Origin of the sequence: Cupriavidus sp. D39 (assembly GCF_026627925.1) — a bacterium.
GTDB classification, from domain to species: domain Bacteria; phylum Pseudomonadota; class Gammaproteobacteria; order Burkholderiales; family Burkholderiaceae; genus Cupriavidus; species Cupriavidus ulmosensis.
Window position 1 is genome coordinate 3,971,401 of sequence record NZ_JAPNLE010000009.1, and the last position, 19,007, is coordinate 3,990,407.

Sequence of the window (19,007 nt, forward strand, 5' to 3'; positions counted from 1 at the left end):
CGCCGCCCGCCAGCGGGTATCATCGGCGCGTGTCCCAACGCATGCGCCGATGCCACATTCCGACGATTTCCTCGCCGTGCATGATCCCGCTTCCGCCCGCCTGGTGCACGCGCCAGGCGATGGCGGCGGAACCTGGCGGGGCTTCGCCGCGGCGCTTGCCGTCGGCCTGGTAGTCCTGTGCTCGCTGACCTGGCTGGTTTCGATGCAGCGCGGCATCGATGGGCTGCAGCAAGCCACGGCCACCCGCGCCGATCGCTACGCGGCCACGCTGGAAAGCACGCTCGACCGCTACGAGTTCCTCCCCGCGCTGGTCTCGCTCCATCCCTTTGTCCATGACCTGCTGGCCGCGCCCGGCGATCCCGTGCGCGTGGCGGCGGCCAACCGCTACCTGTCCGAAGTCAATCGCCGCGCGCGCGCTTCGGCCACCTATGTCATTGCCGCCAACGGCCTCGCGCTGGCCGCCAGCAACCATGACGAGCCGGGCAGCTTTGTCGGCACCGACTACCGCTTCCGCCCTTACTTCCAGAGCGCGTCGCGCGGGGAGATCGGGCGCTTCTACGCCATCGGCATCACCAGCGACGAGCCCGGCTACTACATTGCCCAGCCCGTGAAGGTTGGGGGGCGCGTGGTGGGCGTGACCGTGGTCAAGCTCAACCTGGAGTGGTTCCAGCGCGCTGGCGCCGGCGGCGCCGAGCCGGTGATGGTGAGCGACGAGCATGGCGTGATCTTCCTCTCCTCGGTGCCGGCCTGGCAGTACCGCACGTTGCAGCCGCTGCCGAGCGAGCTGCAATCCGAGCTGGACCGCACGCGCCAGTACCATGACCAGGAGGTCAGGCCGCTGCCGCTGGAGGCGCTGCAATCCCCGTTACGCAGTGGCTCGGCCGGACCGTGCTGGGCGAGGGCGCGCGGCTGGTGCGCATCGGCAGCGGCAGCAACGCCGAGCGCTACCTCGAGATCAGCCGCAAGGTGGGGCCGGCCGACTGGACCATGCAGGTGATGGCCGCGCTGGACCCGGTGCTGGCCAGTGCGCGCAATGCCACCGTCGGGGCGGCGCTGGCCTATGCGTGCATGTGCCTGCTGCTGTTCAACTGGCGCCAGCGCCGCCAGCGTGCGCGCGATATCGAATATGGCAGGCGCCTGCTCGAAGCCGCCTACGACGAGCTGGAGCGCCGGGTGGAGGCGCGCACCGCCGACCTGATGGCCATCAACGAGCAGCTGGAAGCCGAGGTGGCGGAGCGCACCCGCGCCGAGAGCGAGCTGCGCGCGGCGCAGGACGAACTGGTGCAGGCCAGCAAGCTGGCGGCGCTGGGCCAGATGGCAGCCGGCATCACGCATGAGCTGAACCAGCCGCTGGCGGCCCTGCGCACGTTCTCCGACAACACGCGCGTGCTGCTGGAGCGCGGGCAGCTCGATGCGGCCACCGGCAACCTCGTTGCCATTGCCGACCTCACCACGCGCATGGGCAAGATCACCGGGCAGCTCAAGCTGTTTGCCGGCAAGGCGCGCCAGCGCCGGCACGCTGTGCATGTGCGCGCCGCGCTGGATCACGTGCTGGCGCTGATGGCCCCACGCCTGGGCCACGTCGCGCTGAAGGTGGATGGCTTGTCCCAGCCGCCCGGGCCGGCGGTGTGGGCGGATGAGCTCAAGCTCGAGCAGGTGCTGCTAAACCTGATCGGCAACGCCCTCGATGCGCTGGCCACGGCCGCGCCGCACGCGCCCTGCGTGGAGGTGGCGGTGAGCGAGCACGGCAACACGGTTAGCATCGCAGTGCGCGACAATGGCACCGGCATCGCCGCCGACGCCTTGCCACGATTGTTCGAACCCTTCTTCACCACCAAGGAGATCGGCCAGGGGCTCGGCCTGGGCCTGGCCATATCGTCGTCCATCGTGCGCGAGTTCGGCGGGCAGCTGAGCGCGGCCGACCGGCCCGGCGGCGGCGCGGAATTCGTGGTGATGCTGCGGCGCGCGCCCGCGCCCGAAGGCGGCGCGCCCCGCGCCGCCGCCACGTCCATCTCTCCCACCCATACTGAGTGAGCATTGCCATGCAAGACGGATTGCGTGTCCTGTTCGTCGAAGACGAACCCCTGGTACGCCAGGCTACCGCGCAGAGCCTGGAGCTGGCTGGCTTCTCCGTGCTGGCGCTGCCCTCTGCCGAAGCCGCCATGCCGCATCTCTCCCCGGAGTTTCCCGGCGTGCTGGTGACGGACGTTCGCCTCACCGGCGCCAGCGGGCTGGACCTGCTGCACCACTGCCGCAACGCGGCGCCGGGCGTGCCGGTGATCCTCGTCACCGGCCACGGCGACATCACCATGGCGGTACAGGCCATGCGCGAAGGCGCCTACGACTTTATCGAGAAGCCCTTGGCGCCGACCGCCTGACCGAGACCGTGCGCCGCGCACTGGAGCGGCGCGCGCTGGAGCTGGAAAACCGCGCGCTGCGGCGCGAACTGGCCGGCCCGGCCGCGGGCACGCGCATCATCGGGCGCTCGCCGGCCATCGAGCAGGTACGCACGCTGGTGGCCAACGTGGCCGCCACCGACGTGCCCGTGATGATCAACGGCGAGACCGGCACCGGCAAGGAACTGGTGGCGCGCAGCCTGCACGCCTTGTCGCCGCGCCACCAGGCGCCCTTTGTGGCGCTGAACTGCGGTGCGGTGCCCGAGGCCATCTTCGAGAGCGAGATGTTCGGCCACGAGGCCGGCGCCTTCACCGGCGCCGGCAAGCGCCGCGTGGGCAAGCTCGAGCACGCCTCGGGCGGCACGCTGTTCCTCGACGAGATCGAGAGCATGCCGCTGGCGCTGCAGGTCAAGCTGCTGCGCGTGCTGCAGGAGGGCACGCTGGAGCGCCTCGGCTCCAATGCCTCCATCGCCATCGATGTGCGCATCGTGGCCGCGGCCAAGGGGGATATGGAGACGCTGGCGGCGCAAGGCACGTTCCGCCAGGATCTCTACTACCGGCTCAATGTGGTCACCATCCCGTTGCCCCTGCTGCGCGAGCGGCGCGAGGACATCGTGCCGCTTTTCGAGCATTTCATGCTGGTGGCGGCGGTGCGCTACCAGCGCCCCGCGCCCATCCTCTCCGAGTTGCAGCGCCAGGCGCTGATGCAGCGCGCCTGGCCCGGCAACGTGCGCGAGCTGCGCAACGCCGCCGACCGCCTGGTGCTGGGCGTGCCCGAGGGCGGCACGCGTGCCGATGCGCTCGACGACTCCACGCCGCTCAAGGAGCGCATGGAGCACTACGAGCGCGCCGTCATCGCCGATACGCTGGCGCGCACCGGCGGCGCGGTCAGCCAGGCGGCGGACCTGCTGCAGGTGGGCAAGGCCACGCTGTACGACAAGATCAAGCGCTACGGGTTGTAGTGGGGTTTGCTTCCTTCTTCCACTTGTGGGGGAGCAATCGTGTCGAGTGGGGGCGGGGGAGAGGGGGTGTTGGATGTGGGGTTGGCTTGTCGGATGCCTGCTTGTTCACCATCCGTGCTGCTTCACTGCAAATTCAACGGCTTAACTTCAAAAGGTCAAAAGCTCAACGGCTTAACGTCAAAGGCAGTTTCACCTCCCCTGCGGGGAGGCGACCTACTTTCTTGTCTCGCCAAGAAAGTAGGCAAAGAAGGCGACCCGGATGGGGCGAAAGACTCCTCGCCGGCAGGCAAAAGAGCGGCCGGGGGCCAAACTCACATCGCCTTAAGGCGATGCTCAAACATGGCCCCCTCTTTTCCGCTCTTTTTGCCTGCCGACGAGGCGCCCCATAACGGGAGATGAAAACCTTGACGGCTCGCTGCGCATCGCGGGCGGGTGATTTCCGCCTGGGGGCGGAAATCACGGCTACACAGAGTGATGCTTTTACTCTACCGCCGGTTGGCTCCCTCTCCCACTTGTGGGAGAGGGGCCGGGGAGAGGGCGGGCGCTGGCTATGCCGCCGTGCGGGACAAGACCGAAGGCTTCAAGTGGCTCCAAGCTAAGCCACCCCTCTCCACCTGGCTCATCCATCGGCTTCATTCAGGGCAGCCAACCAGCGCTTCGATTCCAACGGCAGCCAAACGCCAGGTCAACGGCGCATATCAACGCCACATATCGCGCATACGGCCGGCCAGGTCCAGCTTGGGCAGCGGCGCCTTGGCCGGCGCATCCGCCACCGGCGGGGGCGGGGGCCAGGACCGGCTGTGGAACAGCGGCATCACGCGGTTAGGCAAAAAGCGCGTGCGCGAGGCGTAGACGTGGCGATCGCCGTAGGCGGTCTGCTGGTGCACATAGAAACGCTGCGGCACCACGATGTCGAGGTGGTCGCGGGCGCGGGTCATGGCCACGTACAGCAAGCGGCGCTCTTCCTCGATTTCCTCGGTGGTGCCGGTGGCCAGGTCCGAAGGCATGCAGCCGTCGACCGCATTGAGCACATAGACGGCCTTCCATTCCTGGCCCTTGGCCGAGTGGATGGTGGACAGGATCAGGTAGTCCTCGTCGCGCGGCGGCACGCCGGATTCGTCGCTCGATGCGTCCGGCGGGTCGAGCGTGAGTTCCGTCAGGAAGCGCTCGCGCGAGGCATAGGTGGCGGCGATGCGCTCCAGTTGCTGCAGGTCGGCAGCGCGCGCCGGGGCGTCATCGTGCAGGCGCTCAAGGTGCGGCTGGTACCACGCCACCACTTGCTCAAAGGCGGAGGGCCACGGCGCGGCCGGAGCCATCAGGCTGCGCGCCAGCGCCAGCAGGTCGGGCCAGGCCTCGGCGGCGGCTGGCGGCGCCTCGAAGGATTCCAGGGCGAACAGCGGCTCGGTGGCGATTTCCACTGCGTCGAGCACGCGCGCGGCAGTCTTGGGCCCCACGCCCGGCAATAGCTGCAGGCTGCGGAAACCCGCCATGCGGTCGCGCGGATTTTCCAGCCAGCGCACTACCGCCAGCACATCCTTCACGTGCGTGGATTCCAGGAACTTCAGGCCGCCGAACTTCACGAACGGGATGTTGCGCCGGACCAGCTCGATCTCCAGCTGCGCGCTGTGGTCGGCGGCGCGGAACAGCACCGCCTGCGAGAGCAGCGCCAGCCCGGCTTCGCGCCGCGCCAGGATCTGCTCGACCACATAGCGGGCCTGGTCCGCCTCGTCGTTGACCACCACGATCTCCGGCTTCTCGGCCGAGCCGCGCTCCGACCACAGGTCCTTGGTATAGCGCTCGGCCGCCAGCCCGATCACCGCATTGGCGGCGGCCAGGATGGGCTGGGTGGAGCGGTAGTTCTGCGACAGCGTGACCATGTCCGCGGCCGGCGCGAACCGCGCGGGGAAATCGAGGATATTGCGCACCGTGGCGCCACGGAAGGCGTAGATCGACTGGGCGTCGTCGCCCACCACTGTCAGGCCGCGTCCGTCGGGCTTGAGCGCGAGCAGGATGGCGGCCTGCAGCGCATTGGTGTCCTGGTATTCGTCCACCAGCACGTGGTCGAAGCGCGCGCCCATGTCTTGCGCCAGCACGGGCTCGGCCAGTGCCTGCGCCCAGTAGAGCAGCAGGTCGTCGTAGTCGAGCACTTGCTGCTTCTGCTTGGCTTGCACGTAGCCGGCAAACAATCCGCGCAGCGCGTCCGTCCACATGGCGTAGCGCGGAAACCATTGCTTGAGCACGTCTTCGAGCGGGGCCTGCGTGTTGACCACGCGCGAGTAGATCGACAGGCAGGTTTCCTTGCGCGGAAATCGCGAAGCCTGGGCCGACAGGCCCAGGTCGTGGCGCACCACGTTCATCAGGTCGGCGGCGTCGCCGCGGTCGCAGATGGTGAAGCTGGGCGACAGGCCGAGCGTTTCCGCGTACTCGCGCAGCAGGCGTGCGCCGATGGCGTGGAAGGTGCCGGACCACGTAAGCGCCGCGCGCCCCGCCCCGGAGGCTTGCATGCCCAGCGCCTGGTCGACGATACGCTCGACCCGCCGCCCCATCTCCGACGCCGCACGGCGCGAGAACGTCAGCAACAGGATGCGGCGCGGGTCCGCGCCGCCCAGCACCAGGTGGGCAACGCGGTGCGCCAGCGTGTTGGTCTTGCCCGAGCCGGCGCCGGCGATGATGAGCAGCGGCGCCGCGGGCTCGTGCGTCACGGCCGCGCACTGTTCCGGGTTCAGGGTGGACAGGTAGGCCGGCGTGGCGGGGGCGGCATCCACGGCATCGGGCTGCTTGACGGCGGGTGCGTCGCAAAGCACGGCGCTGGGATCGGGATCGAGTAACACGGGGCGGGGGCCTTAGGGGATGCCGGGCGCAAGTGCGCTGGCCGGCATGGGCGGGGAAAGCTGCCGGTAACTGTATATCCATACAGCCGGGATGCGCAAGCCGGGCATTGCCCGACGGCCCCTGGCAATAAAAAGGTGCCATGGAAGGCACCTTTTCAGCCGGAGGAGGTGGGCCGGGCAGCGGCTCAGGCCGCCTTGGCGAGCGCGCCGTCGAGCAGCTTGTGCAGCGCGTCCCACTCGGGCTCGCCTACATAGCGCTTGAGGATGCGGCCGTCCTTGTCGATCACGAAGGTGGTCGGGGTCAGCTGCACCTCGCCGAAGGCCTTGGCCGCCGCGCCGTCGGAATCCATCGCCACCTTGAACGGCAGCTTGCGCGTTTGCGCATAGTTCATCACGTACATGGGCGGGTCATAGCTCATGGCCACGGCCACGAATTCCAGGCCCTTGCCCTTGAACTTGTCATAGGTGCGGACCATGTCCGGCATTTCCTTGACGCAAGTGACGCAGCTGGTGGCCCAGAAGTTGACCAGGTAGACCTTGCCCTTGAGATCCGCGGTGCTGACCTTTTCGCCCGACAGCAGGGTGAACGTGGCGGGCGGCGCCGCATTGGCGGGGGCGATGGCGCGGTATCCGAACCAGCCCAGCACGGCGACCAGCAGCACGGCGGCAATGACAGGCCAGAGCTTGCGCGTGGCGGGAGGGGCTGCGGTGGGGGAAGGGAGGTCGTCATGATGCTCGCCGACAGGTCAGACAAGCCACTATTCTACTGCCGCTGCCGAGGCGCTGCCGGATGCATTCACCGAGCCGCTGCGGATGCGACGATTGGCCGCAGCCGGGTGCGCCGTCGCCAGCCTCAATGCGACCTGGCTGCCAGTGCCGAGCGGGCCTGGTCCAGCGCCTGCTCCAGGTAGGCGCCGTAGAAATCGGGCTGCATGCCGCGCAGTGGCGTGGCCAGCGAACGGCCGCGCGCGTCGAGGAAGAGCACCGTGGGCGCTACCGCCACATTGCGGCTGCGCGCCCATTCCCGCGCGGTGGTCATGCTGCCATCGGCGTTGCGCAGCGGCGTGTCGGCGGTCATGTCGAGCTCGCGCGCCTCGATTTCGCCCGCCGCGGCCTGCGGGCCGAGATAGTTGCGGCGCACCGTTTCGCAGTACACGCAGCCGGGCAGCGTTACCAGCACCACCAGGGGCTCGCCCCGGCTGCCCGCGGCGGCGGCCTGGGTGGCCAGATCGTTGGCCGGGGGCAGGTGGGCCGTGGCGGCCAGGGCGCCGGTACTCGCTGCTACCAGGATGGCCCCCAGCATCGCCACGCCGGCATGGCATGCGGTGCGAAAGACACCCCAACGGGATGGCTGCATGGACCGGATCGATGGCTGGGTTTGCATTGGCGGGCAATGTGGATGAGCGCTGGCACGCGGGTTCCACGATAATAGCGGCTTATTTCCGCATTCGCCGCCCTGATGCCCCACGCCTGTTTCCCACGGTATTTCCGCTTGTCGCAGTCCTCGCTTGCCAAAGCCATCGTCCTGGGCGCGCTCGGCGCCGGGCTGATCGCGTGTTCGCCCCACTATGACTGGCGCACCATCCAGTCCAATGAAGGTGCGTACGCGGCGCTCTATCCCGGCAAGCCGTCCGGCGCCGCGCGCGAGGTTTCCATCGCCGGGCGCAAGCTGCCCATGACGATGGACGCGGCCCGGGTCGACGAGACCTTGTTCGCCGTGGGTGTCGTGACCTTGCCAGCCGACGATGCCGAGTTGCGGCAGGCGGCGCTGGATGCCATGCAGAAGGGCTTGCTCGGCAACCTCGGGCCGCACCCCGCCGATGCCGTCAAGACCCGCAAGGTGACGGTGATGTCGGCCGCATCGCCGGCCGTGGCGCTAGACGGCGTGGAGGTGCAGGTGGCCGCGGTATCGCCACAGGACCAGTCGCCACGCAGGCTGACAGCGCGGTTGGTGGCGTCGGGCGTGCATGTCTACCAGGCGGTCGTGCTGGAGGCGGGAGACGCCGCGCGCGACCAGCGCCAGGCGGAACAGATCGACCAGTTCCTGACGGGTTTCCATCCGTTTTGAGCCGAGCGCGCCGAGATTCAAGACAGATTTCAAGACAGTTTTATTTCCAGGGAGTAACGCAATGCGTTGGGATGTTTGGCTGGCCTATTTCGCGGCCTGTTGGGTGATTGCCGTGTCGCCGGGATCTGGCGCGGTGCTGTCGATGAGCCATGGCCTGTCCTACGGCCTGCGCAAGACCACCACCACGATCTTTGGCTTGCAGACCGGGCTGGTCATCATCCTTCTGGTGGCCGGCGGCGGCCTGGGCGCACTGCTGGTGGCCTCCGAGCACGCCTTCGCCGTGGTCAAGACGATCGGCGCGCTCTACCTGATCTACATCGGCGTGCAGCAATGGCGCGCGCGGGTGGACGGCGGCCAGGACGATGCCGCGCAGGGCACGCAAGCGCCTCGCGTGGCCGCGCTGAGCCCGCGCCGGCGTTTTGCCACGGGCTTGCTGACCAACGTGACCAACCCCAAGGGCATCATCTTCATGGTGGCGGTGTTGCCGCAGTTCATCGATCCCGCCCATGCGCTCGGGCCCCAGCTTGCCATCCTGGCCGCGACCATGTGCGGCGTGGACCTGGTGGTGATGCACGGCTACGCGCTGCTGGCCTCGCGCATGCGCGGCCTGTTGCGCAATGCGCGCGCGGTGCGCTGGCAGAACCGGATCTTCGGCAGCGTGCTGGTGGCCGTTGGCGCGGCGCTGTTCTTCGTCAGGCGCCATCCGGCGTGAGATGCGAGGGCCGGCATCCACGCCGGCCCGGTCCAGCTATAAAACGGTTTGCCCATCTATCGCTGGCTTCCCGCGGGTGCGTTTGCTTCAATGAGTAAGACGAGGGCAACCCAAGCGGAGGCAAGCAATGCGAAGCTCTTCCCCACAGCAGGCTCCATTGCATGCGCTGCCGGCCCACACCGTGCCGCCGCCCGAGGATCCGTTGCCCCCGGGCGTGCCGCCTGACCTCCCGCCGATCGAAGAACCCCCGCCCCCATCGGAACCCCCGGTGGCCGTGCCGCCGCCCCGGGCTTGATGGCTAGGGTGTGCGCAACGCGCGCCGGTACTGGATAGCTTCGGCTACATGGCTGGGCTGCAACAGCTCGGTCCCCTCCAGATCGGCAATCGTGCGGGCGATCTTCAGCGCCCGGAAATACGCGCGTGCCGACCACGCCAGTTTGGTCATGGCGCCGCGCAGCAGCAGCTGTGCCTCTGGCGTGAGCGGGCAGTGCTCGTCGATTTCGCGCCCGGCGAGGGCCGCGTTGGGCTTGCCCTGGCGCGCCTGCTGCAGGGCGCGGGCGGCCAGCACGCGCTGGCGCACCTCGGCGCTGGACTCACCGGGCGGGCCGTCGAGCATTTCCTGCTGGTCTTGCGCCGGCACCTCCACTTGCAGGTCGATGCGGTCGAGCAGGGGCCCGGACAGCCTGGACTGGTAGCGCAGCACCTGGTCCGGCGTGCACCGGCACGGGCGCGACGGGTGTCCCAGGTAGCCGCACGGACAGGGATTCATGGCGGCGACTTCCCCACACTACGCAAAGTACATTTAGCTGGAGGTGTTTGGGTGCTTCTTTATTCACTTGTGAGTGGCTGAGCGAGCTTTTTAGGGTTTATTTCATGTTGAGGCAAGCCGCCGCAGGCGGCGCGTCAGCATCGAGTGTGTGCAACTGGGGAACCGCCCAAGGGGCGGCTGTCCACACCTTTATGGTGTGGGCAGCCCAGTTGTGCACACGGGGAGGACCGCAGCGTTTAAACAACGTGCGGCTAAAAAAGCACGCAGGATAAAACTCTTGGCTACAGGGCAAATGCTTTCAATCAATCTGCCCTCAATTGACCACTACCTCGATGCGTACGAACTCGCCGAGCTTCTCGGCATAACCCCGGCCGCAGTCGTACTGCGAGCAAGCCAGCGTCCCTGGTTGCTACCACCCCGCGCCCATCTGGCGGACCCTAAATTGCTTCGTTGGCGCGAACACGAAGTTGCATACTGGCGTTATGAGTGCAGCACCTAGAAGTGCTTCATGGATTGTGTCGGTGACCGACTTTAGGCGGATGACTCGCCAGCTGCGGGTTGTGCTCCCTCTTCCGACTCGACCAAATCTTCGGCAGTAACGCCAAGAGCGTTTGCCATTTTCTCTAGAGTGTCTAGGGCGATATTTGTTGTGCCAACTTCAATTCTGGAGACATGGTTGCGGTCTAGGCCAACCCTATCGCCTAGTTCTCGCTGGGAGAGCCCTTGTGTCTCGCGATGTCGCCTGACAGCCTTCCCTACAACAACGGGTGTCAGGGGGGATACCTCGAGTTAAATGCGCTGTGTCAGCAATGCCCGCCTTCGCCAGCGGTAGTTGGGCGTCGACCCCAGTAACGAGGGGGAAACGGCGGCTACTCGTCAGCCAGATTCTCAGCCCCTTGTATCAGGAGAGAGGCCTTCATACCCAAGGCGTCGCACAGGACGAATAGGGTGGAGATGGAGATGCTCCGCTTAGCTTGCTCCAACAGTGACAGATAGTTGTCCGTGAGAGCCGCCCTCTCCGCAAGAACGCGTTGAGTGAGCCCGCGAGAAACCCGTGCTTCTCGTAGAACTCTGGCAAAAGCCTCATCACGCGTCATCCCCTGTTGCCCAGTCTGAATCCTAAAGTGTGGATTTTGTAAGCAACGTTGCGCGTCTAATCAAACTATAGTTAGAATGGCTAAAATTCTTTTCGTGACACCTTCCCCTGGGAGGCGGTTTAAGAGGAGGCCGCCTTGCCGCGTGGCAGGTCCGTCGACCGGGGGACGGCTTGCTTAACTTCATCAGTCTTTCCACATGGGCTCATCCTTGCTTCGGTACGTCCCGTCCACTCTTCGGCTAGTGCTTGACAAATTCAGCATCAAGGCGCTTTGCCATTTCGGGGACTATGCTCATCCAATACCACCAGCGGAGTTGCCTGGCGAGGTTGACTGGCGAGCAGATTTCTTGCGCTGGCATATCTCAGATATCGCGAGCCGAGCGCTTCTGCTGCCTCCGTTCATGCGCGCGGACTTCTTCGAAGAGGAGGACGAACGACTAGGTGAAGCAGATTCGTTTGCGCCGGTGGAAGTGACCTTTGTTATTGACTTTGCGCGTAGGACCGTGGGTAGTTTTGATGGCGAGGTGTCCAGGGACGTGTGGGCAGTAATTCAAGGTGACCTGCGGAGGGCGAAGAGCGATTTGGCGCGTCGCCACCGAATAATATTTGGCGCATCTCCAGAATGACGCATCGCCCCAAATTTCTCTTTCTGGATTTCGACGGAGTTCTGCACCCCGTGTCGGCCCTTGACGGCTTTGCTATGCGCATGGCGCAAGATGCGGCAATCAGCTACGGTCGCCTTTTCAGATGGACGTGGGTGCTCGAAGAAAGCCTCGAGGGGGCGGATGTAAACATCGTAGTGCATAGCTCATGGAGACGCTTTCTTGGTACCGCTCAGTTGCTTCAGTATCTTGGTCCCTTGGCGAATCGGTATTGCGGCATAGCGAATCTCGAAATGTCACGTTGGCAAGGGATAAGGCACGCCGCATCTCAGCTTGAGTTGGCTGACGACGAATGGGTTGTGCTAGATGACCACGCAAGTCAATTCCCCGACCCACCGCCACGACAGCTTGTACTCTGCAATCCGGAGAGCGGCATTTGGGAGCCGCGTGTGCGTGAGCGTGTACGCGCTTGGGCAGTTGGCAAGCAACCAGAACTTGAGTGCAAAGATGATGAGTGACAAGCTGCCGACAAGTGATGCAAGTCCGGATGCTTGCGAAGGGAGCAACGGAGGAGAGCCATGGGCTCTAATCTGGGGCGAGCGGAGGCCCCCGCATCCATGTGCTTTCGGACGTGCACCTCGACACGGGGCCCTACGAAATCCCAACGGCACTTGAGTTCGATATCTTGGTCGCCGCAGGCGATATCGGACCTGTCGAGTTGGCTGTCCCATGGCTCGCTGGAATAGGAAGGCCTGTCGTCTACGTCTTGGGCAATCACGAGGCGTGGGACCGGGAAATCGGCGCGGTAGTGGAGGCGGCGCGCGACCTGGCGCGCGGAACAAAAGTGCATGTGCTCGAGCAAGAAGGGGTCGTGATTTACGGGGTGCGATTCTTGGGCGCAACCTTGTGGACAAACTTTGGCGAGTGGAATCCTGCATTAGTGCAGTCAGCGGCAATGCATATGCAAGACTATCGATACATACGCGCGACTGCTTGGTATCAGGATGGGTCGAATGCGAACGATGCTCGAGGGCTGCTCACCTCAGCCGACTTGCCCGGCCTTGAGCCCAAGCCAAGCGCTAGCGGAGACATATCGTTCTCTCCTGCGATTGCTTACTGCATCCATAGGGACACAGTTTCCTGGCTCGCTGCTGAACTATCGAAGCCGTTCGCCGGACCGACAATTGTCGTGACGCACCACGCGCCAAGCTTACGGTGCTTAGCTAGCTTCGGAGTTGATGACATCTTACTAAATCCGAGCAACCGGTCCGATATGCGGCGTCATCCGGACTTCGTTCGAGTGGGTGCATACGCAAGCGCTCTCGAGCCCTTACTCGCGAAGCATCGGACGAAGATTGCGGCATGGGTACACGGTCATCTTCACATGCATGCCGACCTTCTTGTGGAGGGCGTGCGCGTGACATCGAACGCCCGTGGTTACGCCATCGGCGTAATCACCGAAAAGGACATTGCTGAGGCTAGCTGGCTGGGTCTTCGGCTGACGCATAGGGACGTCGAACAGAGCGAGATACGGCACAGAAACAACCCCTTTGCCGGCGATGGAAAAGGTTTTGACCGCAGGTTTGTGCTCGACCTGTCAACAGGTTTTCAAGCCCCACTTACGTCTGCGCTAAAGGACGTCGTCGCTGAAGTGGAAGCGATTATCTCTGACTGCAAGTGGCTGCTTCCCTACGTCAACACGGAGATGGACGTGCCCCGTTACGCAGTCCGCCGTGCTTTTGCGGACAATATTTATCGCGCTGAAATCGCTATCGAGACAGTGACAGCCGGGCCGGCCAAGGCAGTTGATAAATATGCTGGAAGCACCCTAAGCAGTCATGGGGCGCCCGCGCACTTGCCGGCGCTCGCTTCCTACAACAACACGGCTGCCGAACCAGCGATAGAGCGTATCTACGAATCGACGCTGGTAAAGCTCAATGCTTGGCATGCATGGCTTGTAGCGCTTCCAACCGCAGTTCTGGTCGCGCAGAGACGGTGGTGTCAAGTCGCGTTGCTGGCGCTGAACTGGTGTCATGGCCGCGGCCTGGCAGCTGACGTGCTGCGTCCGACATGGAGAGGCGCTTTTGAGCTTGCTGAGTGCCAATACATAACGCTAGTGTTGGATGAGCCGGACGAGGCTGACGAGTACATTACGCTGGACTCGTACTTGGTGGACGCTGGCTACAGGGGCTTTATTCCTACAATTGAAGCTAGGAATGAACTCGGCGCCGCGGAGAGAGGTCGTCTCCTCACCGCTGCCGAGTTGACGGCAGTCTGTGGCGAAAGATAAAGACTAACCAATGTGGATTCGCTTGGCACCGGTAGTGACCGATTTGTCTCGAGCGGGCCGCAATTTAACGACTAGTCGGTCTTCGGCTCGACGCTGCGAGGATTAGCGCTTTACGCATCCAGCCGTCGATATGAGATGACTGAGGACGGGCTTTTTGCGAGGAACCCGTGCAAGCATTGGATGGAAATCGTGCCTATTCGGCTGTCAATAGATGTCCCCGCACAGCCGAAGGTGTGGCTAACGTATTGGCGCGTCTTGGAGATGGACCGCGGAACCCGCCATTTCATCGGGCGGAGCGTGGAGCACAATATCGCTCGCGTCAGCTCGCCCATTTGCAGTTTCGACTTGGTGACGCGTACAGGTAAGACATCCAGTGGACGTGAGTACAAATTGCTGGGACCACCTGGCCTTGATGAAAAAGCTGTCTACGTCTGGGAACACTACACTTGGTGATTTGCCTCGGCAAAGGATGTCAGTGAGGAGTATTTTCTGCCCGCGGCACCTTGGTAATAAAGACCTTGGTGAGAGTCTTTAACAAAGATATCGACCTTTACTTTCGAGGTAAGCGAGTCGGCAGGGCCGTGGTGACTGCGCGCTAGGAATAGCGTATGAGGTCAGGCGGCGTATTGGAGTTGGTCAGCGACCTTCCAGGGCATGAGTTCGTCGATCCGATTGACCGGATGGTCGGCAATGTGGGTCAGGACGTGACGCAGATAGGCTTCGGGATCGATGCCGTTGAGTTTGCAAGACCCGATGAGCGAGTACATGGCAGCGGCACGCTCCCCCGTGCCAATATGACGTGCGTCACCTATCCCTGATAGATTAGTGAGCAACGAGGTAGGTATGACCGTCAACAACTCATCCAAGGCAACGATGGCCGCCGTCAAGAATGTGTCCGATCCAGGCGCAACGCAAGGAGCCCGTAGGGCGACTGAAGAGGCGCCCGGATCGGCGACGCTGGCGTCAGCGTCCGGCACCGATTCAGAGGTCGTTGCTCGCGCTCGGCGCAGGCAATTTTCCAACGCCGACAAGCGCCGCATACTGGAGGCGGCTGACCGCTGCACCAAGCCCGGAGAGATCGGCGCGCTGATGCGCCATGAAGGCGTGTACTCGTCATCCTTGAGCACGTGGCGGCGCCAGCGCGAGGCTGCCGAACTGGCTGCCCTTGCCCCACAAAAGCGCGGACCCAAATTCGACGAGACTCGGGCCGAGGCGCGGCACATCGCGCAGCTCACGCGCGAGCGCGATAATCTCAGGAGGCGACTCGACAAGGCGCTGCTGGTGATCGACGTCCAAAAAACTTGCAGCCTTGCTGGGCAATCCGATCGACGACGACACCGACAAGCCGTAATGGCGGCTGTGCAAGAGCTCACTCCGGCCCTGGGCGCGAGCGCGGCCTGCCATGCCCTGGGCGTGCCGCGCGGCACGCCTGCCCGGCAGCGGGCCCACCTGCGTCGCATGGCCTTCATCGGTCCACTGCCACGGTCCACGGCCCGGCCCCGGCCACCGTTGGCTCTGGATGCCCTGGAAAACCAGGTGCTGCTGGACACCCTTAACAGCGAGCGCTTCGCCGACACCGCGCCGGCGGCGCTACACGCCACGTTGCTCGACGAGGGCCGCTACCTGGGCTCGGTGCGCACCATGTACCGGTTGCTCGCGGCCAATGGCGGCTCGCGCGAGCGACGCAACCAGCTTGTCCATCCGGCCTACGTCAGGCCTGAGTTGCTGGCGCGCGCGCCTAACCAGGTGTGGTCGTGGGACATCACCAAACTCAAAGGGCCAGCCAGGTGGACGTGCTTCCACCTCTACGTCATCCTGGACATCTTCAGCCGCCATGTCGTGGGCTGGTTGATCGCCGGGCGCGAGAGCGCGGAGCTCGCTGAACAGCTCATCGCTGACAGCGTGGCACGCCACGATATCGCCCCCGGCGTGCTCACGCTTCATGCCGATCGCGGTGCCAGCATGCGCTCTAAACCGGTGGCCGCGTTGCTGGTCGACCTGGACATCACCAAAAGCCACAGCCGGCCTCACGTATCTGACGATAATCCCTTCTCGGAGTCGCAGTTCAAGACGATGAAGTACCGTCCGGACTTCCCCGCGCGCTTCGGCTGCATTGAGGATGCGCGCGCCCACTGTCAGACGTTCTTCGCCTGGTACAACACCGTGCATCGGCACTCGGGCATCGGATTCATGACGCCGCACAGCGTTCATTATGGGCTCGCCCAGGAGTTGCACCTCACCCGTCAGGCAGCACTCGACACAGCATTCCGGGCGTCCCCAAACAGATTTAAAGGGCGTCGCCCTGAACCACCGCGGCTGCCCACAGCAGTCTGGATCAACCCGCCGCCATCGGAGGCCATTACCCCAAACACACCACAGCCCGGCACAGTAAATTCATGAAGCCAGGTGACGCAAAGTCATTGACACGTTCCGCTCACCGCCACTGTCGGCACCGGCGAATAAAAAATTCTTCCGGCCTAACGCGACACCGCGCAGCGCATTCTCGGCGATGTTGTTGTCAATTTCTGCCAGGCCATCATCACAGTAGTAGACCAAGGCCTGCCACTGGTTGAGCATGTAGTTGATGGCTTTGGTGGTTTCTGATTGGGTCGAGAGTGTCAACAACCGCTCTCGTAACCACACCTCGAGGCCGTCCAGCAGGGGGCGAGATCTTTGCTGCCGCACCTGTTGGCGCACTTCGGGTAGCTTGCCCCGGATTTCTGCTTCGATGGCATAGAGTTCGCCGATTCGTCGCAACGCCTCCGTGGTGGTCGGCGTCGCCTTGCGAGCATGCAAGTCGTGTATTTTTCGTCGCGCATGAGCCATGCAAGCGGCTTCGCGTACGCTGCCATCCGTAAAGATGGCGTTGAAGCCCGCATACGCGTCGGCCTGCAGGATGCCGCGGAAGCTAGCCAGATGAGCTTGGGGGTGCAGGCCCTGGCGATTTGGCGTGTAGGCGAACCAGACCGCAGGCGCAGCGTCCGATCCCGACGCGCGATCGTCTCGTACGTAGGCCCATAGCCGTCCCGTCTTGGTCTGGCCTTTACCTGGCGCGAGCACCGGCAGCGGTGTGTCGTCCGCGTGCACCTTGCCGGGCATCATCACGTATCGGCGCAAGGCCTCCACCAGCGGCCGCACCAGAGCACCGCAAGCCCCAACCCCACGGGCCATCGTCGTGCGGTCCAGCTCCACTCCCTGCCGGGCGTAAATCGCGGCTTGGCGGTACAGCGGTTGGTGATCAGCATATTTGCTGACCAGAATGTGGGCGAGTAGCCCCGCCGTGGCGATACCACGCTCGATCGGCCGACTCGGCGACGCGGCCTGGACGATGCAATCGCAACAGGCGCAGGCCTGCTTGCGTCGGACCTGCCGGATCACCCGGAACGCGCTGTTGATGATGTCGAGCTGCTCCGAGATGTCCTCGCCCAGCGGCTTAAGCTCGCCGCCACACTCCGGGCAGGCCCTATCCTCGGGTTCGAGAATGCGAACTTCGCGCTCCAGATGCTCCGGAAACGGCTTGCGTACCGCTTTCTTCCGGGTGGGAGGGGTTGCATCCGGGGCGGCTTCGGTTTCGGGCGCACCTTCTTCTGCCAGCAGATCTTCCAGTCGGGTCTCGAGCTGTTCGATCTGTCGGTCCAGCTTCTCGGACTTCTGGCCGAACTGCATCCGCCTTAGCTTGGAGAGCTGCAGATTGAGCTGCTCGATCTCCATGGAGCGGACCGCCAAGGCCCGTTCCATGAGTGCGATCGATTCCCGCTGTGCCAACACCAAGGCCTTCAGGGCCTCAATGTCGTCGGGGAGATCGCTGGGGTCGATTGGCATGCGCGCAGTTTACGCACATGCCGCAAGGTTTACAACACCGACAGTGGAGGCCAGGTGCGTTCGGGCTGCTTCCAGTTAATCCCCTCCAGTAGCATCGACAACTGCGCTTGCGTCAGGTGGATCTTGCCGCTGTCGGCCTGTGGCCAGACGAAGCGTCCGCGCTCCAGGCGCTTCGAGAGCAAGCACAGCCCATCGCCCGTCGACCACAGGACTTTGATGACATTGCCTCGCCTGCCGCGGAAGACGAAGACATGGCCGGAGAATGGGCTCTCCTGCAGAGTCGCCTCAACCTTCGCGGCCAGCCCATTGAATCCGGAGCGCATATCGGTCACGCCTGCAGCGATCCAGATGCGTGTTCCCGCCGGCAACCCGATCATGGCGTCAACCGATCCAGTACGGTGCGCAACGTGGTCGCGTCGACCGCGCCTTCGATGCGAATCACCGCCCGGCCCAAACGGATCTCGATGGCGCCGTTCGGCGTCGCCGGCTCGCAAGCCGCTGCCGCCGAACTCACTGGCCTCGGAGCCGGGCGCGGGTCTGGTTGTTCAACGGTCACCGGCAACAACACCGCAGCTTCCTGCCGCTGTTGCGCTCGATAGCTTCGGCGCCACGTGAACAGCATGTTCGCGTTGATACCGTGCTCGCGCGCCAACTTCGATACCGAGATGCCCGGCTCACATGCAGCGGCTGCCAACCGCCGCTTGAATTCCTCGCTATGATTCGGCCGGCCTTTGCGACTGCCAGCGACTGGCACTTCCTGTGACTGTGACAAAGTAGTTCCCATCAAATAGTAATGGGAACTACTTTGGAGCCACTCTACTTTGCAGTACAGACGGTGCAGGCGACTCGCTTACCTTTCGAGAACGAAATGCCTATTTCCTGAGCCATCCAAAGCCTGCCGGGAATCGAATCTGGGGCTGCGAGCGCACGCCAAGCACATTCTCCGTAGGCAACAATTGTAAGGACCCCGCGTACCGGTGATGGGGCTGGCTACCCGAGTCGGCTGGTGTGATTGTACGACTCAGTTTCGTCCTGGACGCAGTCGAGCAGTTCTGATTTACCGGCACTACCCCGCCAGCGGAATGCGTCCTGAAGAACCACATTCCCACTCCGGCCGTTATCCAGATTCCCCATGGCACGAACGCCTACTCACCTGGCTTTGTCCCAGCGAGCGTACTGAAGGTCGGTCGCTTCTCCCGTCTCGCACGGCATTTTTCGAGCTCTCGCGACAGTGCGTCGATTTCCGACTGCATGCCGGCCGCCCGCCGGAGCAGCTGACCAACTCGGTGCCAATACTCGTAACCCAAGTCGCCATCTGCTAACGCGAGCTCGTGGAACTTGCGAAGTGCAATGTCCAGGTCGATTTGATTCTCCATCATGGTGCTCCTTTCGTCGGTGTGGCAGGCTCATTCCCTGTGATGAACGTGAGTGACGGCGCTCACTCTTAGTTTAGTGTTGA

At 64.0% G+C, this 19,007-nt stretch carries 14 protein-coding genes and 5 pseudogenes; 8 read left to right on the forward strand and 11 right to left on the reverse strand.

Features of this window, described 5'->3' with window-relative positions; genetic code table 11:
* The first annotated feature begins 49 nt into the window (after positions 1 to 49).
* Positions 50 to 2,034 (forward strand): annotated as a pseudogene (locus OMK73_RS30600) (sensor histidine kinase).
* An 8-nt stretch (positions 2,035 to 2,042) separates the two neighbouring features.
* A pseudogene (locus OMK73_RS30605) lies at positions 2,043 to 3,358 on the forward strand (sigma-54-dependent transcriptional regulator).
* Between the two features lie 698 nt (positions 3,359 to 4,056).
* Here OMK73_RS30605 and OMK73_RS30610 read toward each other — a convergent pair.
* The 3 genes from OMK73_RS30610 to OMK73_RS30620 all read right to left on the reverse strand — a co-directional run bounded on the left by OMK73_RS30610 (position 4,057) and on the right by OMK73_RS30620 (position 7,546).
* Positions 4,057 to 6,162: an ATP-dependent helicase gene (locus OMK73_RS30610; RefSeq protein ID WP_420715682.1), complete on the reverse strand. Its 2,106-nt coding sequence runs from the start codon at positions 6,160 to 6,162 to the stop codon at positions 4,057 to 4,059.
* Positions 6,163 to 6,374: 212 nt separating this feature from the next.
* A complete protein-coding gene (locus OMK73_RS30615) occupies positions 6,375 to 6,851 on the reverse strand; it encodes a TlpA disulfide reductase family protein (protein ID WP_267605325.1) in 477 nt (158 codons plus the stop codon).
* 191 nt (positions 6,852 to 7,042) lie between these two features.
* Positions 7,043 to 7,546 carry a thioredoxin gene (locus OMK73_RS30620; protein WP_420715606.1) on the reverse strand — a complete coding sequence of 168 codons (504 nt, stop codon included), beginning with the start codon at positions 7,544 to 7,546 and terminating at the stop codon, positions 7,043 to 7,045.
* 102 nt (positions 7,547 to 7,648) lie between these two features.
* Here OMK73_RS30620 and OMK73_RS30625 point away from each other — a divergent pair, with 102 nt between their 5' ends.
* The gene (locus OMK73_RS30625) at positions 7,649 to 8,257 is read left to right on the forward strand and encodes a hypothetical protein (protein ID WP_267605326.1); all 609 of its coding nucleotides are present in this window, start codon (positions 7,649 to 7,651) and stop codon (positions 8,255 to 8,257) included.
* 61 nt (positions 8,258 to 8,318) lie between these two features.
* On the forward strand, positions 8,319 to 8,969 hold the full coding sequence (locus tag OMK73_RS30630) for a LysE family transporter (protein ID WP_267605327.1): 651 nt from the start codon (positions 8,319 to 8,321) through the stop codon (positions 8,967 to 8,969).
* Positions 8,970 to 9,267: 298 nt separating this feature from the next.
* On the opposite strand, the pseudogene OMK73_RS30635 reads toward OMK73_RS30630, so the two are convergent.
* From OMK73_RS30635 to OMK73_RS39460, 3 genes and pseudogenes are all read right to left on the reverse strand, one after another.
* Positions 9,268 to 9,747: pseudogene (locus OMK73_RS30635) on the reverse strand (ATP-binding protein); the annotation flags it as partial.
* A 522-nt stretch (positions 9,748 to 10,269) separates the two neighbouring features.
* A complete protein-coding gene (locus OMK73_RS39455) occupies positions 10,270 to 10,512 on the reverse strand; it encodes a helix-turn-helix domain-containing protein (RefSeq protein WP_420715684.1) in 243 nt (80 codons plus the stop codon).
* 95 nt (positions 10,513 to 10,607) lie between these two features.
* Complete coding sequence (locus OMK73_RS39460) at positions 10,608 to 10,835, reverse strand: helix-turn-helix domain-containing protein (RefSeq protein ID WP_420715607.1); 228 nt, start codon at positions 10,833 to 10,835, stop codon at positions 10,608 to 10,610.
* A gap of 241 nt (positions 10,836 to 11,076) precedes the next feature.
* Here OMK73_RS39460 and OMK73_RS30640 point away from each other — a divergent pair, with 241 nt between their 5' ends.
* The 3 genes from OMK73_RS30640 (at position 11,077) to OMK73_RS30650 (ending at position 13,726) form a co-directional block, all read left to right on the forward strand.
* Complete coding sequence (locus OMK73_RS30640; RefSeq protein ID WP_267605328.1) at positions 11,077 to 11,460, forward strand: hypothetical protein; 384 nt, start codon at positions 11,077 to 11,079, stop codon at positions 11,458 to 11,460.
* Positions 11,457 to 11,954: an HAD domain-containing protein gene (locus OMK73_RS30645; RefSeq protein WP_267605329.1), complete on the forward strand. Its 498-nt coding sequence runs from the start codon at positions 11,457 to 11,459 to the stop codon at positions 11,952 to 11,954. The genes OMK73_RS30640 and OMK73_RS30645 overlap by 4 nt, the downstream gene beginning before the upstream one ends.
* A 113-nt stretch (positions 11,955 to 12,067) precedes the next feature.
* A complete protein-coding gene (locus OMK73_RS30650; protein WP_324291783.1) occupies positions 12,068 to 13,726 on the forward strand; it encodes a hypothetical protein in 1,659 nt (552 codons plus the stop codon).
* A 614-nt stretch (positions 13,727 to 14,340) separates the two neighbouring features.
* Here the strand turns inward: OMK73_RS30650 and OMK73_RS30655 are convergent.
* Positions 14,341 to 14,511, reverse strand: a pseudogene (locus tag OMK73_RS30655) (transposase domain-containing protein); the annotation flags it as partial.
* Positions 14,512 to 14,569: 58 nt separating this feature from the next.
* On the opposite strand from OMK73_RS30655, the gene OMK73_RS30660 reads away from it, so the two are divergent.
* Positions 14,570 to 16,126, forward strand: a complete 1,557-nt coding sequence (locus OMK73_RS30660) for an IS3 family transposase (protein WP_420715608.1) — start codon at positions 14,570 to 14,572, stop codon at positions 16,124 to 16,126.
* 30 nt (positions 16,127 to 16,156) lie between these two features.
* On the opposite strand, the pseudogene tnpC reads toward OMK73_RS30660, so the two are convergent.
* From tnpC to OMK73_RS30680, 4 genes and pseudogenes are all read right to left on the reverse strand, one after another.
* Positions 16,157 to 17,548, reverse strand: a pseudogene (gene tnpC, locus OMK73_RS30665) (IS66 family transposase); the annotation flags it as partial.
* A 29-nt stretch (positions 17,549 to 17,577) separates the two neighbouring features.
* Complete coding sequence (gene tnpB / locus OMK73_RS30670; protein WP_267600764.1) at positions 17,578 to 17,925, reverse strand: IS66 family insertion sequence element accessory protein TnpB; 348 nt, start codon at positions 17,923 to 17,925, stop codon at positions 17,578 to 17,580.
* Entirely contained in the window at positions 17,922 to 18,332 is a 411-nt protein-coding gene (gene tnpA, locus OMK73_RS30675) for an IS66-like element accessory protein TnpA (protein ID WP_267600767.1), read from the reverse strand. Before tnpA ends, tnpB begins: the two co-directional genes overlap by 4 nt.
* 361 nt (positions 18,333 to 18,693) lie before the next feature.
* Complete coding sequence (locus tag OMK73_RS30680) at positions 18,694 to 18,924, reverse strand: hypothetical protein (RefSeq protein WP_267605332.1); 231 nt, start codon at positions 18,922 to 18,924, stop codon at positions 18,694 to 18,696.
* Between the last annotated feature and the right edge of the window lie 83 nt (positions 18,925 to 19,007).

Excerpts from the sequence above, each read along its gene's own strand:
- tnpB (WP_267600764.1), bottom strand. The coding sequence starts at position 17,925 with ATGATCGGGTTGCCGGCGGGAACACGCATCTGGATCGCTGCAGGCGTG.
- OMK73_RS30660 (WP_420715608.1), top strand. The coding sequence starts at position 14,570 with ATGACCGTCAACAACTCATCCAAGGCAACGATGGCCGCCGTCAAGAAT.
- OMK73_RS30620 (WP_420715606.1), bottom strand. The coding sequence starts at position 7,546 with ATGCAGCCATCCCGTTGGGGTGTCTTTCGCACCGCATGCCATGCCGGC.
- OMK73_RS30680 (WP_267605332.1), bottom strand. The coding sequence starts at position 18,924 with ATGGAGAATCAAATCGACCTGGACATTGCACTTCGCAAGTTCCACGAG.
- OMK73_RS30625 (WP_267605326.1), top strand. The coding sequence starts at position 7,649 with ATGCCCCACGCCTGTTTCCCACGGTATTTCCGCTTGTCGCAGTCCTCG.
- OMK73_RS39460 (WP_420715607.1), bottom strand. The coding sequence starts at position 10,835 with ATGACGCGTGATGAGGCTTTTGCCAGAGTTCTACGAGAAGCACGGGTT.
- OMK73_RS30630 (WP_267605327.1), top strand. The coding sequence starts at position 8,319 with ATGCGTTGGGATGTTTGGCTGGCCTATTTCGCGGCCTGTTGGGTGATT.
- OMK73_RS30645 (WP_267605329.1), top strand. The coding sequence starts at position 11,457 with ATGACGCATCGCCCCAAATTTCTCTTTCTGGATTTCGACGGAGTTCTG.
- tnpA (WP_267600767.1), bottom strand. The coding sequence starts at position 18,332 with ATGGGAACTACTTTGTCACAGTCACAGGAAGTGCCAGTCGCTGGCAGT.